Here is a 12,742-nt window from a genome sequence, read left to right as displayed (position 1 = left end):
CTTGCCCTGACGTGTTTCTGGGAGCGCGGGATGATCAGCCCACGACGCCTTTCAGCGCGGCCGCCAGCTCCTCTGCCTCCTGGGCGTTCATCTCGACGACCAGACGACCGCCACCCTCGAGCGGTACCCGCATCACGATGCCCCTGCCCTCTTTGGTGACCTCCATCGGGCCGTCCCCCGTGCGCGGCTTCATCGCTGCCATCTGTGCAACCTCATCTCGTCTGCGTCGGATCTGACGGGGATCATTATTCCGTATCGCGCGCCTCGGCGGGCGCCGAGCGTTCGGAAGCGCCGCCGTCTTGGGCGAGCCGGCGAAGTTCGGTCAGCTCGTCGTCGCGCTGGTCGAGCTCGCGCCCGAGCCGCTCGAGCAGCTCGTCGACGCGCGTCATGTCATAGCCACGCAACTGCACCTGGAACCGGACATCGCGCAGATCATCACCCGTGATCCGGGTGGGCGGCAGGGCCGGGCGGAAGTCGTCGCGCTCCGGCTCGTCCGGCATCCCGCCGAAGGCTCCGCCGGCCACCATTGCCCCGGCGCCGAGCACGGCGACGGCGACGATCACGATCAGCCAGACCATCGGCTGCTCCTCCCCGAGACGGTCATTCGGGGCGCTCCGCGGGGCCCTCGTCCCAGTCGGTGTTCATCGTCGCGATGACCCGCTCGATGTCATCGGTGACCACCAGCCGGTCGAGATCGATCGGGGCGATGTAGCCACCGCCGAGCACCTGTTCGCGGAGCCAGGCGAGCAGCCCCGACCAGTACTGCGTACCGAACAACACCACCGGAAAATTGGTCACCTTGCGGGTCTGCGCCAGGGTCAGCGCCTCGAACAGCTCGTCGAAGGTGCCGAATCCGCCTGGCATCACCACGAAGCCCTGGGAGTACTTGACGAACATGGTCTTGCGGGCGAAGAAGTAGCGGAAGTTGATCCCGAGGCTGACCCAGTCGTTCAGCTTGCTCTCGAAGGGCAGCTCGATGCCCAGCCCGACCGACACGCCGTCGGCATCGGCCGCACCGCGGTTGGCCGCCTCCATGATGCCCGGGCCCCCGCCCGTGATCACGGCGAAGCCGGCCTCGACCAGCCGGCGGCCGATCTGGCGCGCTGCGGCATACATCGGGTGATCGGGCGGCGTACGCGCGGATCCGAAGACGCTGACGGCCAGCCCGAGCTCGGCGAGCGCACCGAAGCCCTCGACGAACTCGGCCTGGATGCGCAACACCCGCCACGGATCGGTGTGTACCCAGTCGGCGGGTCCGCGGGATTCGAGCAGCCGCTGGTCGGTGGTCGTCTCCAGCCGGGACCGTCCGCTGCGGGTCACCGGTCCGGCCTGCTGGCCCGGCTCGGGGCTGCGGTCGTCGTCCGTCACGGGGTTCATCCTGCCAGCCAGCGCAGCAGCGCCTCACGGCATGCGCGCACCTGGGCGGCCGGGGTGTGCTCGTCGTCGGTGTGGGCCAGCAGCGGATCGCCCGGACCGTAGTTCACGGCCGGTACGCCGAGCGCGGAGAACCGCGAGACGTCGGTCCAGCCGAACTTCGGCCCGGGCTCGCCGCCCACGGCGGCCAGGAACTCCGCCGCCACCGGGCGGTCCAGGCCGGGCCGCGCGCCCGGCGAGCCGTCGGTGCGGGTGACGTCGAAGCCGTCGAAGACCTCGCGGACATGCGCCTCGGCGGCGGCCAGGTCACGGTCCGGGGCAAAGCGGTAGTTCACCGTGACGACGCACTCGTCGGGGATCACATTGCCCGCGATGCCGCCGCGGATGCCGACGGCGCTCAGGCCTTCCCGGTAGGTGAGCCCGTCCACCTCGGGCTCCCGGGCGCGATAGCGGGCGAGGCGGTCCAGGACCGGCGCGGCGGCGTGGATGGCGTTGCTTCCCACCCAGGGCCGGGCCGAGTGCGCGGCTCGTCCGGCGAGCCGGATGTCGACCCGCAGCGTCCCCTGGCAGCCGCCCTCGACGCGCGCGTTGGACGGTTCGCAGAGCACGGCGAACTCGCCGGCGAGCAGGTCGGGCCGGTTGCGGGCCAACCGGCCGAGGCCGTTGCGGGCGGCCTCGACCTCCTCGTTGTCGTAGAAGATCCAGGTCACCGGCCGGGCCTGCCGTCCCGCGTGGGCGAGCGCCGCGGCGACGGAGAGCTGGACGGCGACGCCGCCCTTCATGTCGGCCGAGCCGCGCCCGAAGATCTGTTCCTCGGCGCCCGTGCCGACCGACCGGCTCGGCAGATTGCCCGCCACCGGCACGGTGTCCAGATGTCCGGCGATGATCACCCGCCGGTCGGTCGGTCCCGGCGAGACCGCGACCACACAGTCGCCGTCGCGGATCACCTCCAGTCCGGGCAGGGCGCGCAGCGCGCCCTCCACGGCATCGGCGATCGGCCCCTCGTCGCCGCTGACCGATTCGATGTCGATCAGCTGGCGCAACAGGGCGACGACATCGCCGTCGAGGTCGAGTCGGGTCTCATCGGCCGCAGGCACCGGGTCAGGTTAGCGGCCGCGGGCGGGTCAGCCCGCCTGCCGCCCCGGCCGTTCGGCGCCGGGCGTCCCCCGCCGACGCTCCCGCTTGCCGCGCGCCACCTCGGTGGCGAGCGCGTCGAGCGGCTGGGACCATTCCCGGTGCAGGCCCGCGAGCCAGGCCCGCACCGCGGCGAGCGCGTCGGGCCGCAACCGGTAGAGACGCCGCGCGCCGTCTCGGCGTACCTCGCAGAACCCGCTGTCGCGCAGTACTCGCAGTTGCATCGAGCCGGCCGGCTGGCCGATCCCGAACTCGGCGCTGGCGATCCGGGTCAGCTCCCCGGCCGGCTGCTCTCCGCCCGCTGCCAGGACCTCGATCAGGCGCCGGCGTACCGGATCGGCCAGCACCGTGAACGCATCGGGCCGCGCGCCGTCACTCGCCCGAGCGTTCGCCATCCCCGCCCTCGCCCGTGTAGAAGGCGATGCAGCGGACTCCCGCCGCACGCGCTCCGGCGGGCTCGTCGCCGGCGGCGATCGCCGCGTCCACCCAGGCATTGGCCGCCTCGATGACGAACGCCCGGCCCTCGGGGGTGGTCGGCCACGCCTCGCCCTCGGCCCGGTCGACCGCCGCTCCGGTACGCAGATGCTCGGCCAGCCCGCGATGCAGCGCCAGGTCCCAGCCGATACCGGTCGCGCCCGGGCCGTAGGTCTCCCAGAACTCCGGTGCCACCGGGGCCTCGTGGACCAGCTCGAGCACGGTCCCGTCGGCATCGGGGCTGAGCGTGACGTCGACCCAGCTCGGGCCGCCGCCCATCTCCCAGGTGATGGCGAGGTGTCGCGGCGGGTCGCAGGAGAGCACCTCACCGCCGGCATTGCCGTCGAGTTGGTAGCGCCCGCCGACCGCGAGATCGCCGGTCACCGGCAGGAACCAGCGCGGCAACCGCTCGGCATCGGTCAGGGCCTGCCAGAGGTCGGCGACATCGGTCCGGTAGTGCCGGGTGACCACCACCCGGGTGGCCGGCGTGCCGTCCCGGTCGATGTGTTCGACCCTGCGCTGTTCGTTGGCATCGGTAGTCATCGGGGCTCCTCGGTCCTGCACCGCTCTGGTAGCAAGCTCTCGTATCAACCTGCGTTGATATCAATTTTGCCTGATACAGGCTGCGTAACGCAAGCCGCGGGACGGAACGATCAGGTGAAGGCCTTCGTCAGCTCGTTGAAGCCGAGGTAGAAGAACAGCACCGCCACGAGCACCAGTCCGACATTGGCCCACCAACGGTTCCGCCACTGCCCCATCGCCTTCGAGTTCAGCAAGAAGATCAGGGTCAGCCCCAGGAACGGCATGAAGAACGCGCCGAGCACGGTGTAGGCGAGGATCAGCCAGTCCGGGCGCCCCAACGCGACGAGAATCATCGGCGGGAAGGTCAGCCAGAGGATGTACGCGCGGTAGTACTTGCCGCCCGTGCGCGCATTGGGGCTGTCCACCGGCTCGGAGCGGGCGCGCCGGACGAAGTCGGCGAACATCAGCGAGACGCCGTTCCAGACACCGATCAGCGAGCTCATCGCGACGGCCCAGAAGCCGACCAGGAAGACCTTCGAGGCGATGAACCCGTAGCGCTCCTGCAACACGTTGGTCAGATCGAGCAGGCCCTTGTCCCCGCTGGAGACCGCCACCTGCGCGGAATACAGAACCTCGGCGCCCATGATCAACGTCGCGACCACGAAGATGCCGGTGATCACGTACGCCATCGTGTTGTCGATCCGCATCACCTTCATGAACCGCGGGGTGCTCCAGCCCTTTTCCCGCAGCCAGTAGCCGTACGCCGCGAGCGTGATCGTGCCACCGACGCCGCCGGCCAGACTCAACACGTTGACCGCGCCGCCGTCGGGGATGGTCGGGACCAGGCCTGCGAGAAGCTGCGGAAGATTGGGCACGGTGATGATCGCCGCGCCGACGACACAGACGAACATGATCCCGACCAGCACCGCGCAGACCTTCTCGAAGGTCGCGTAGCGGCCGAACCAGACCAGCAGCGCGCCGGCGATGCCGGAGATGATGCCCCATACCGGCGTGGGCAGGACGGGGAACAGCGCATTCAGGGGCAGGCCCGTGCCGGCCATCGCGGCCGCGCCGTAGACGAAACCCCAGACGATGATGTAGGGCACGAAATAGATGCTGGTCCACACGCCGAGCTTCGCCCAGCCGTCATAGATGCTGGTGCCGGTGGCGAGCGTCCAGCGCCCGGCCCCCTCGACCAGGATGATCTTGAGCAGGCAGCCGAGCACGACGGCCCAGAGCAGGGCATAGCCGAATTTGGAGCCGGCGATCAAGGTGGCGACCAGGTCAGCCGCCCCGACACCGGTGGCCGCCACCACGATGCCCGGGCCGATCAATTTCCAGCTCGGGCGAACCTCGCCGGCCTCGTCCGCTCGTGTCGCCATTGATCACTCCTCGCCTCGGTTCCCGATCACGGGTTACCGCGGCAGTCTAGGGATCATCCCGCCGGCATGGGAGCTTCAGTTGATCACAAGCAGGTCACCGATCTCGCAATCCAGCGCCTCGCAGATCGCGGTCAGCGTGGAGAAACGGACTGCCCGGGCCCGATCGTTCTTGAGCACCGACAGGTTGACCACGGAGACTCCGACGCGCTCGGCCAGCGCGGTGAGCGTGATCCCCCGCTCGGCCAGCAGCTCATCCAGTCGGCAGTGCACCCGATGCGATTCCTCGGCAGGCATCAGATCAGACCCTCGGCGTCCTCACGCAGGGCAAGCCCGCGCCGGTAGACCTCGACCAGGACCAGCAGGACGAGGCCGACCACCACCGGCACGGCGTACCCGGGCGGGATCGCGTAGTAGAAGGAGGTCTCGACCTGATGGCCCCAGGTCAGGAACAGCGCGACCGCGAGCTCCAGGAGCGGCACCAACAGCCCGTAGGCGAAGACGCACCGGGAGAGCAGCTCGACTCGACGCAGGGCGGGGCCGGTGAAGGGCTCGCCGGCCCCGACATCGCCGAGCAGCCGCCACAGGGCGCGGCCGCCGACGGCGATCAGCGCCGCGCCGGCGACCGGCGGCACCAGGCTGAGCAGCCACCACCCGGGAGACGCGCCCGGGGCCGACCAGATGACCCGGTCGGCGTAGTTGGCCACCGCCGCAGGCGTCGCCCCGGACCCGCCCCACACCGGCCCGAGCTGTTCTTGCGTACTACCGACCCAGCGCAGCGGCTGGCCGCTCGCCCACGCGACCAGCGGCGCGGCGATCATCAGCGCCGGGACCACGATCGCGAACGTCGCCACCAGGCCCCTGACTGCCCGTAGGCGACGGGCCCCGAGCGGTTTCACCTCGCGTGCGGACATCCCACTCCTCCTTCGTCATTATCGATTTTCGATACTATCGTTCTTCGTTGTTATCGTCAATCGTGATGATCGGCTTGGCTAGAGTTGCCGCCATGACGCAGTCCCCCGCAGCGACCGATCCGACCCGCACCGCCTCCGGCTGGGGGCTGGCCACCGAACACGCCGGCGGCCAGGTGCTGGACGCCTGGTACCCGGAGCCGACGCTCGGCGAGACCGTTGTCGGTCCGCCCGATGCGCTGTCCGCCCTCGCCGGCGAGGACCCCGCGCGGGCGACCCGGGCCGTCGTGGTGCGTACCGAGATCGACCTCGATGCCGCGCCCGCGGACGCCGCCGATGCGTACCTGCGGCTGCACCTGCTCTCCCACCGCCTCGTCGCGCCGAACACGATCAACCTGGACGGCCTCTTCGGCCGGCTGGCGAACGTGGTCTGGACCAGCGCCGGTCCGTGCGCCGTCGACGGCTTCGAGGCGACCCGGCTGCGCCTGCGCGCCGCCGGTCCGGTCGCCGTGTACGGCGTGGACAAGTTTCCGCGGATGACCGACTACGTGGTGCCGACCGGGGTGCGGATCGCCGACGCCGACCGGGTACGCCTGGGCGCCCACCTCGCGCCGGGGACGACCGTGATGCACGAGGGCTTCGTCAACTTCAACGCGGGTACGCTCGGCAGCTCCATGATCGAGGGCCGGATCTCCCAGGGCGTCGTGGTGGGCGACGGCTCCGACATCGGCGGCGGCGCGTCCACGATGGGCACGCTGTCCGGCGGCGGCACCGAGCGGGTCTCGATCGGCGAGCGCTGCCTGGTCGGCGCCGAGGCCGGGGTCGGGATCGCGCTCGGCGATGACTGCGTGGTCGAGGCCGGGCTCTATGTCACCGCCGGCACCAAGATCACGATCGGCGACCGGACGGTCAAGGCCCGCGAGCTGTCCGGCCGGAACAACCTGCTGTTCCTGCGCAATTCGCTGACCGGCGCTGTCGAGGCCCGCGACCGCTCCGGCGGGCGGGTCGAGCTGAACGCCGCGCTGCACGCGAACTGATCAACGCCGGATGGCCTCCTCCCAGCGCGGCGTCCGCGCCCTCGGCTGCCTCGTCGTGCTCGCGCTGGCGGTCGGCGCCGGGCTCGGCGCGGCGTACCTGATGGGCCGCGAGAACGGCAACATCGCGCCGAGCGCGCTGGAGGACCGCTGCATCCTGACCGCCGCGGGCGATTCGGTGACGCTCGACCCCGAGCAGGCCCACTACGCCTCGATCATCGTCGGCACCGCCGTCCGCCGCGGCCTGCCCGCCCGGGCCGGTTCGATAGCGATGGCGACCGTCTACCAGGAGTCGGGCATCCGCAACCTCGACTACGGCGACCGGGACTCGCTCGGGCTGTTCCAGCAGCGGCCCTCCCAGGGCTGGGGAAGCCCGAGCGAGGTACGCGACCCCTGGTATGCGACCGACGCCTTCTACGACGCCCTGGTCGAGATCGACGGCTGGCAGACCGGCGACATCAACGATGTCGCGCAGGCGGTGCAGCGCAGCGGCTATCCCGAGGCGTACCGGCAGCACGAGCCGAATGCCCGAATCATCGCCAGCGTGCTGGCGGGCCGCTCGCCGCAGGGCATCACCTGCGCCGTACGCGACGATGCCCCGGGCGACCCGGAGGGGCTGGCCGCGAGCATCGAGAAGACGCTCGGGATCGCGGTCGACCCCGGCTCCGCGATCGCCGCCGACCCGGGCGACGACAACACCCGCTGGGCCCTCGCCCACCATGCGGTGGCCAATGCGGGTCGCTACGGGGTCTCCGCCGTGCAGGTCGGCGACCGGCGCTGGACGCGCTCGGACGGCTCCGCGCCCGCCTGGCAGCCGAGCGAGGAGCCCACCGACGGCGTCGTGATCAGTTTTCGCTGAGGCGCCGCGCCGCGGCCGCGATCCGCTCGTCGGTGGCGGTCAGGGCGACCCGCACGAAGCGGTCCGCGCCCGTGGTCGGGTCGCCGTAGAAGTCGCCGGGTGCGACCAGGATGCCGTGCCCGGCGAGGAAGTCCACGGTCTCTCGGCAGTTCTCCTCGCGGGTGGCCCACAGGTAGAGCGAACCCTCGGAATGCTCGATCCGGAATCCGGCCGCGGCCAGTGCGGGCGCGAGCACCGCACGGCGGCCCAGATAGCGGGCGCGCTGCTCTGCCACGTGCGCGTCGTCACCGTAGGCGGCGACAGACGCGGCCTGGATCGGGCCGGGCGGGATCATCCCGGCGTGTTTGCGCATCTCCAGCAGGCGCCGGATCAGGGCCGGATCGCCGGCAACGAATCCCGCGCGATAACCCGCCATGTTGGAGCGCTTCGACAGCGAGTGCAGCGCGAGCAACCGCTGGTGGTCGCCGCCGCTGATCGGCTCGCCGAGCACGGTCGCCGGCTCGGCCTCCCAGCCGAACTCGGCGTAGCACTCGTCGCCGGCGAGCACACCGCCGGTCGCGCGCGACCACTCGACCCAGGCCCGCAGCTCGTCCTCCGACGCGATCCGACCGGTCGGGTTGCCGGGCGAATTGACCCAGGCGAGCCGCGCGTCCCCTGCCTGGCCCGGGTCGTCGGTCGGCACCACCGTCGCCCCACACAGGGCCGCACCCACCGCATAGGTCGGATAGGCGACCGACGGGACGACGACCCGATCGCCCGGGCCGAGGCCGAGCAGCGTGGGCAGCCAGGCGACGAATTCCTTGGTGCCGATCAGCGGCAGGGTCGCGTCCGCTTCGATCGGTACGCCGAAGCGCCGCGCCAGATAGCCGGCCTGGGCCGCGCGCAGGTCGGGCGTACCGGTGGTGGCGGGGTAGCCCGGCGCGTCGGCGGCGGCGGCCAGGGCCTCGCGCACGGGTGCCGGCGTGGGATCGACCGGCGTGCCGACCGACAGGTCGACGATGCCGTCCGGGTGGGCGGCCGCGCGGGCCTTGGCCCCCGCGATCGTGTCCCAGGGGAAGTCCGGCAGGGCCCGCGCGCGCGGGACTTCGCTCACTCGGCCCCGTTCTGCGGCGGCAGCGCGGCGACGAGCGGGTGATCGGAGTCGATCACGCCGAGCTTGGCGGCCCCGCCCGGCATGCCGAGATCGTCGAAGAACTTGACGTTGACGTCGTAGTACTCCGACTGGTCCTCGGGCAGATCGTCCTCGTAGTAGATCGCCTCGACCGGGCAGACGGGTTCGCAGGCCCCGCAGTCCACGCATTCATCGGGTTGGATGTAGAGCATCCGCTTGCCCTCGTAGATGCAGTCCACCGGACATTCGTCGACGCAGGCCCGGTCCTTGATGTCCACACAGGGCTGCCCGATGATGTAGGTCACGACTCCACTCCTCGCGTTCTGCACGGATCGTCCCACCTGCTGCGGGACGTCCCCACTAGTATCACGCCTCCCCCGCCCCGCCGATGCAAAGGTTCACCTCATGAATCGACCGGGCCGCGACGTCCCCCGGACCGGACAGCGCTTCACGGTACGCCGCCGGCTGCCCGACGGCGGCGTCGGCGACGTCATCGGGGTGTTGATCTTCCACGATGATCAACAGCTCGTGCTGACCGACCGGCGTGGCAGGAATCACACCATCGCCCGGGCGGACGTGATCGCCTCGCGCCGGGTGCCCGACCGGCCGGGCGGCACCCGCTGAGTTGCGGGGATCAGTTGCAGGTGACCTCGCGGGTCGCGTAGTAGCGCCAGGAGTAGTTCTCCCGCGGCTTGGCGAGCTTGCCGTCGCGATAGAGCTCGCGCCAGTAGGTGGCGGTGAAGCCCGGCACCTCGCCCTGCGGCTGGCAGGAGGACGAGCTGTCGGTGGTCGGCGGGTCGGTGTAGAAGTCGGACTTGCGTGGCTCGGCGGTCTTCACCTCGTAGTACTTGGTGGACCACATCTTGAAGGTGATCGAGCCGCGATTGCCGGGCGTCGACTTGTTGATGATGCCCTGGATCACCACGCCGTAGGGGGTGTTGTTCTTGATCTTGAGATCCTTCGAGCCCCAGGCCACCGTCGCCTCGCGACCAACCGGGTAGCGATCGATGTAGAGGGTGTGCGGCCAGTGCTCCACGTCCTCCAGACCGGCGAAGAAGCCGGCGTTGTAGAGCGTCGTCACCGACTGCGAGACGCCGCCGCCGGTCTCCTTGACGAATCGGCCGTTGGAGATGATCGTGCCTTCGACGAATCCGTTGGCGGTCGTCCGCTCGCCGACGGTCTCGTTGAACGAGAAGGTCTCGTCCGGCTTGATCAACACCCCGGTCAGGACCTCGGCCGCCCGGCCGATGTTGGCATTGCGGTAGTCGGCGTGCGGGAACCGGGTGGTGAACTCGCCCACGACCTCCTTCACGCCGAGCTTCTCCGCCGCGGCGGCGTCCAGTTCGGCCTTGGCCTGGTCGATGGGCACCTCGATCGAGCGCCCCTCGGACTTGGTGACGACCGGCTCGACGGCGGCGAGCAGCTTGTCCGGCATGATGTCGTCGCCGTCCTTGGATTTGGTCACCACCGGGCGCCCGCCCTCGAAGCGGAATCCGGCGTCCTGGGGCTTGCTCAGCTTGACGTTCTTGGTGATCTCGGGATTGGTCTGGCTGCGCAGTTCCTTGGCGTCGATCCTGGCCTTCGGTGCGCCGTCGACAGCCTCGAACCTGGTCGACTTGGCGATGGCACGCTCGGTGACCTTGAACTCGCCCTTGTCGGTCTTGGCCGTGATCGGGCCGGAGATCGCGGGCTCGGCCCACTCGGTCGCGAGCTGCTCGACCTCGGCGGTGCTGATGTCGGGATCCTGCACCGCCGCGGTCACCGGGACCGTGGTGGCGGTCAGGTACGCCGACCGCAGCTCCTCGGCGGCCGCCGCGCGATCGACCCGGACCGACTGCTGGCCGGGCTCCTTGACGATCTTCGGGGCACCCTCCCGCGGCACGTCGAACTTGATCGAGGCGTCCTTGGGCTCGGTGTCGAGCTGCTTGGCGGCCGCGTCGACCGCGGCCGTCAGCGCCGCCTCGTCGACGGCGACGACCGGCTCGGTCGCCCCACCGCCGGTCAGCACCCGCAGGATGTGGGCCGGCGATGCGCTTCGGCCCACGCCGGTCGCCGCCAGCGTCGCCTCGTAGTCGATGGCCAGACCGGCGTCGGCGGGTTTCACCGTGGCCGTCTTCTCCCCCGCCCGCAGCTCCAGCTCGGCGGACTCGGCCTCGGCCAGCTCGGCGCGCAGCTTGTCGTTCGCCTCGGCACGCGGCAGGCCGCCCAGCGAGATGCCCGCCACGGAAGCATTGCGCGGGACGACATCGCCGGCGGCGAGATAACCCGCCAGGTACAGCCCGCCGAGCGCCAGCACGAACAGGGCGACCACCAACCCGACGACCCAGCCGCGGCGCCGCGGCTTGTCACGGGACGGGTCGGGGCGCGAGCCGGCCTTCGTGGTGGTTGTCAATTCCCCGTCCTACCCTTGGCTGCGTGGTTCGCCCACGCGGTCGTCAGCGTGATTTCGCGCAGAGTCTACGGGACCGCGGCCCGCGATCACGCATTCTCTGCGCCCAGGTAGCGGCTCCCGTAGAACAGCAGGGGGGCGAGGTCCGCGGCCGCGTCTGCCGGCTCGGCCGTCAGCACCGAGGCGACGAACAAGGTGTGGTCGCCCGCCGCCACCCGTTCCACCGTCCGGCACTCGAGCCAGGCGAGCGCGCCGGTCAGCAGCGGCAGGCCGAGCTGCCCCACCCGGTGCGCGACCCCGTCGAACTGGCTGGCCAGATCGCGCCCGGAGCGGGCGAAGTGCGCGGCGACCGCCGCCTGGTCGGCGGACAGCACCGACACGGCGAAGTCCCCGGACTCGGTCAGTGGGCGGTGGAACCTGGTGCTCGTCGCGACGCTCAACAGCACCAGCGGCGGGTCCAGGGAGACGCTGGTGAACGAGTTGGCCGTCATCGCATGCCACCGACCGCCGTCGCCGCGCGTCGTGACCACCGTGACCCCGGTGGCGAATCTCGCCATCGTCGTCCGCAGCCGCGACGACCGCGCCGCGGCACCGGGGCCGGCGACCAGATCGTCGCGGTCGCCGGCGCTTGCGGGTTCGCTCACGACAGGCCGGCGAACAGGTCGTCCGCGGGCGGCCCCGGGGGCATCGCGATGCCCGCCGCCAGCCGGTAGCTCTCGGTGCCGGCCACCTGGGGTGCCCGCTGGGCCGCCGCGGCGAAGGCCGCGAAGAATCCGTCGTCGAGGTTGACCTGCGATTCGTGTGCGCGCAGGGCCGCCTCCTTCGCGGCGGCATGTTCTGGTGCGTGGACGCCGACCGAGATCAGTTCGTCGGGTACGCCCATCGGCAGCCGGTCGGAGTCCGGGTCGAGGCCGCCGAAGGACTCGGTGTCGCCGGCCTCGCGCAGCGCGCGGATGAGTTCGCGTACCGCGCCTCGGGCCCAGGTCGACCAGAACAGGCGCGACACCTGCCACGGCTCGCCGAGATCGGGCCGGTAGCCGTCGATCGCGGCCAGCAGATAGGCATACATCGTCACCCGATGCGCCTGGATGTGATCGGGATGGCCGTAGCCGCCGAAGTCGTCGTAGGTGATCATCACCTGCGGGCGCCGGTCCCGGATCAGGGCCACCAACAGATCGGCGGCCTCGCGCAGGTCCGCATGCCAGAACGCGCCCTCGGGCACCTCGGTCCCCGGAACCACGGAGCCGTCCTCGGCATAGGCCATGCCCGAATCGTGATAGCGGAAGTCGCCGCCGAGGCGTACCGCATCGGTGATCCCCAATTCGGCCATCGCCTTGTCCAGTTCGCCCAGCCGGTGCCGACCGAGCTGCTCGGGCGTGAGGTGCTTGAGTCGGTCGGAGACGATCTCCCCGAGCTCGCCGAGAGTGGCCGTCACCAGGGTGACCCGGGCACCCTGGGCGGCGTACTTCGCCATCGTCAGCGCGGTCTGGCTGGACTCGTCGTCGGGATGGGCATGCACCAGCATCAGCCGGCGTTCATCGTGCGGAATCACGTC

Annotated in this window: 17 protein-coding genes; 3 read left to right on the top strand and 14 right to left on the bottom strand. The window is 70.8% G+C overall.

Features of this window, described 5'->3' with window-relative positions; genetic code table 11:
- Positions 1–34: 34 nt before the first annotated feature.
- From GGQ54_RS12650 to GGQ54_RS12610, 9 genes are all read right to left on the bottom strand, one after another.
- Complete coding sequence (locus GGQ54_RS12650; protein WP_094359238.1) at positions 35–202, bottom strand: DUF3117 domain-containing protein; 168 nt, start codon at positions 200–202, stop codon at positions 35–37.
- 43 nt (positions 203–245) lie between these two features.
- Entirely contained in the window at positions 246–578 is a 333-nt protein-coding gene (locus tag GGQ54_RS12645; RefSeq protein ID WP_179445711.1) for a DivIVA domain-containing protein, read from the bottom strand.
- 22 nt (positions 579–600) lie between these two features.
- Positions 601–1,377: an LOG family protein gene (locus tag GGQ54_RS12640; RefSeq protein WP_179445710.1), complete on the bottom strand. Its 777-nt coding sequence runs from the start codon at positions 1,375–1,377 to the stop codon at positions 601–603.
- Positions 1,374–2,471, bottom strand: a complete 1,098-nt coding sequence (dapE, locus tag GGQ54_RS12635) for a succinyl-diaminopimelate desuccinylase (RefSeq protein ID WP_179445709.1) — start codon at positions 2,469–2,471, stop codon at positions 1,374–1,376. Before dapE ends, GGQ54_RS12640 begins: the two co-directional genes overlap by 4 nt.
- Positions 2,472–2,498: 27 nt before the next feature.
- Positions 2,499–2,903: an ArsR/SmtB family transcription factor gene (locus GGQ54_RS12630; RefSeq protein WP_179445708.1), complete on the bottom strand. Its 405-nt coding sequence runs from the start codon at positions 2,901–2,903 to the stop codon at positions 2,499–2,501.
- Entirely contained in the window at positions 2,881–3,525 is a 645-nt protein-coding gene (locus GGQ54_RS12625) for an SRPBCC family protein (protein ID WP_179445707.1), read from the bottom strand. The genes GGQ54_RS12630 and GGQ54_RS12625 overlap by 23 nt, the downstream gene beginning before the upstream one ends.
- A gap of 110 nt (positions 3,526–3,635) precedes the next feature.
- Positions 3,636–4,886: an Nramp family divalent metal transporter gene (locus GGQ54_RS12620; protein WP_179445706.1), complete on the bottom strand. Its 1,251-nt coding sequence runs from the start codon at positions 4,884–4,886 to the stop codon at positions 3,636–3,638.
- A 75-nt stretch (positions 4,887–4,961) separates the two neighbouring features.
- Positions 4,962–5,180: a helix-turn-helix domain-containing protein gene (locus GGQ54_RS12615; RefSeq protein ID WP_179445705.1), complete on the bottom strand. Its 219-nt coding sequence runs from the start codon at positions 5,178–5,180 to the stop codon at positions 4,962–4,964.
- Entirely contained in the window at positions 5,180–5,797 is a 618-nt protein-coding gene (locus GGQ54_RS12610) for a DUF2975 domain-containing protein (protein WP_179445704.1), read from the bottom strand. Before GGQ54_RS12610 ends, GGQ54_RS12615 begins: the two co-directional genes overlap by 1 nt.
- 92 nt (positions 5,798–5,889) lie before the next feature.
- Between GGQ54_RS12610 and dapD the strand changes: the two genes are divergently transcribed.
- Both dapD and GGQ54_RS12600 read left to right on the top strand, forming a co-directional pair.
- On the top strand, positions 5,890–6,831 hold the full coding sequence (gene dapD, locus GGQ54_RS12605; protein ID WP_179445703.1) for a 2,3,4,5-tetrahydropyridine-2,6-dicarboxylate N-succinyltransferase: 942 nt from the start codon (positions 5,890–5,892) through the stop codon (positions 6,829–6,831).
- A 10-nt stretch (positions 6,832–6,841) separates the two neighbouring features.
- Positions 6,842–7,687 carry a hypothetical protein gene (locus GGQ54_RS12600; RefSeq protein ID WP_179445702.1) on the top strand — a complete coding sequence of 282 codons (846 nt, stop codon included), beginning with the start codon at positions 6,842–6,844 and terminating at the stop codon, positions 7,685–7,687.
- Here GGQ54_RS12600 and dapC read toward each other — a convergent pair.
- Both dapC and fdxA read right to left on the bottom strand, forming a co-directional pair.
- A complete protein-coding gene (dapC, locus tag GGQ54_RS12595) occupies positions 7,674–8,780 on the bottom strand; it encodes a succinyldiaminopimelate transaminase (protein WP_179445701.1) in 1,107 nt (368 codons plus the stop codon). The two genes, GGQ54_RS12600 and dapC, sit on opposite strands and share 14 nt — an antisense overlap.
- Positions 8,777–9,103 (bottom strand): ferredoxin, encoded by a 327-nt coding sequence (gene fdxA, locus GGQ54_RS17095; protein ID WP_179445700.1) that lies wholly within the window; start codon positions 9,101–9,103, stop codon positions 8,777–8,779. The genes dapC and fdxA overlap by 4 nt, the downstream gene beginning before the upstream one ends.
- Before the next feature lie 100 nt (positions 9,104–9,203).
- Between fdxA and GGQ54_RS12585 the strand changes: the two genes are divergently transcribed.
- The gene (locus GGQ54_RS12585; RefSeq protein WP_179445699.1) at positions 9,204–9,422 is read left to right on the top strand and encodes a hypothetical protein; all 219 of its coding nucleotides are present in this window, start codon (positions 9,204–9,206) and stop codon (positions 9,420–9,422) included.
- Positions 9,423–9,432: 10 nt separating this feature from the next.
- Here the strand turns inward: GGQ54_RS12585 and GGQ54_RS12580 are convergent, their stop codons facing one another.
- The 3 genes from GGQ54_RS12580 to mshB form a co-directional block, all read right to left on the bottom strand.
- Entirely contained in the window at positions 9,433–11,190 is a 1,758-nt protein-coding gene (locus GGQ54_RS12580) for a VanW family protein (protein ID WP_179445698.1), read from the bottom strand.
- An 86-nt stretch (positions 11,191–11,276) separates the two neighbouring features.
- A complete protein-coding gene (locus GGQ54_RS12575) occupies positions 11,277–11,831 on the bottom strand; it encodes a flavin reductase family protein (RefSeq protein WP_343045954.1) in 555 nt (184 codons plus the stop codon).
- The gene (mshB, locus tag GGQ54_RS12570) at positions 11,828–12,739 is read right to left on the bottom strand and encodes an N-acetyl-1-D-myo-inositol-2-amino-2-deoxy-alpha-D-glucopyranoside deacetylase (protein WP_343045953.1); all 912 of its coding nucleotides are present in this window, start codon (positions 12,737–12,739) and stop codon (positions 11,828–11,830) included. Before mshB ends, GGQ54_RS12575 begins: the two co-directional genes overlap by 4 nt.
- Between the last annotated feature and the right edge of the window lie 3 nt (positions 12,740–12,742).

It is taken from the genome of Naumannella cuiyingiana, from assembly GCF_013408305.1.
GTDB classification, from domain to species: Bacteria; Actinomycetota; Actinomycetes; order Propionibacteriales; family Propionibacteriaceae; genus Naumannella; species Naumannella cuiyingiana.
This window is presented reverse-complemented; position numbering and strand designations above follow the sequence as displayed.

Bases quoted from the DNA above. Each gene is read 5' to 3' on its own strand.
- GGQ54_RS12585 (WP_179445699.1), top strand. From the start codon at position 9,204: ATGAATCGACCGGGCCGCGACGTCCCCCGGACCGGACAGCGCTTCACG.
- GGQ54_RS12610 (WP_179445704.1), bottom strand. From the start codon at position 5,797: ATGTCCGCACGCGAGGTGAAACCGCTCGGGGCCCGTCGCCTACGGGCA.
- GGQ54_RS12650 (WP_094359238.1), bottom strand. From the start codon at position 202: ATGGCAGCGATGAAGCCGCGCACGGGGGACGGCCCGATGGAGGTCACC.
- GGQ54_RS12640 (WP_179445710.1), bottom strand. From the start codon at position 1,377: ATGAACCCCGTGACGGACGACGACCGCAGCCCCGAGCCGGGCCAGCAG.
- GGQ54_RS12630 (WP_179445708.1), bottom strand. From the start codon at position 2,903: ATGGCGAACGCTCGGGCGAGTGACGGCGCGCGGCCCGATGCGTTCACG.
- GGQ54_RS12600 (WP_179445702.1), top strand. From the start codon at position 6,842: ATGGCCTCCTCCCAGCGCGGCGTCCGCGCCCTCGGCTGCCTCGTCGTG.
- GGQ54_RS12620 (WP_179445706.1), bottom strand. From the start codon at position 4,886: ATGGCGACACGAGCGGACGAGGCCGGCGAGGTTCGCCCGAGCTGGAAA.
- GGQ54_RS12615 (WP_179445705.1), bottom strand. From the start codon at position 5,180: ATGCCTGCCGAGGAATCGCATCGGGTGCACTGCCGACTGGATGAGCTG.
- dapD (WP_179445703.1), top strand. From the start codon at position 5,890: ATGACGCAGTCCCCCGCAGCGACCGATCCGACCCGCACCGCCTCCGGC.
- GGQ54_RS12625 (WP_179445707.1), bottom strand. From the start codon at position 3,525: ATGACTACCGATGCCAACGAACAGCGCAGGGTCGAACACATCGACCGG.
- GGQ54_RS12645 (WP_179445711.1), bottom strand. From the start codon at position 578: ATGGTCTGGCTGATCGTGATCGTCGCCGTCGCCGTGCTCGGCGCCGGG.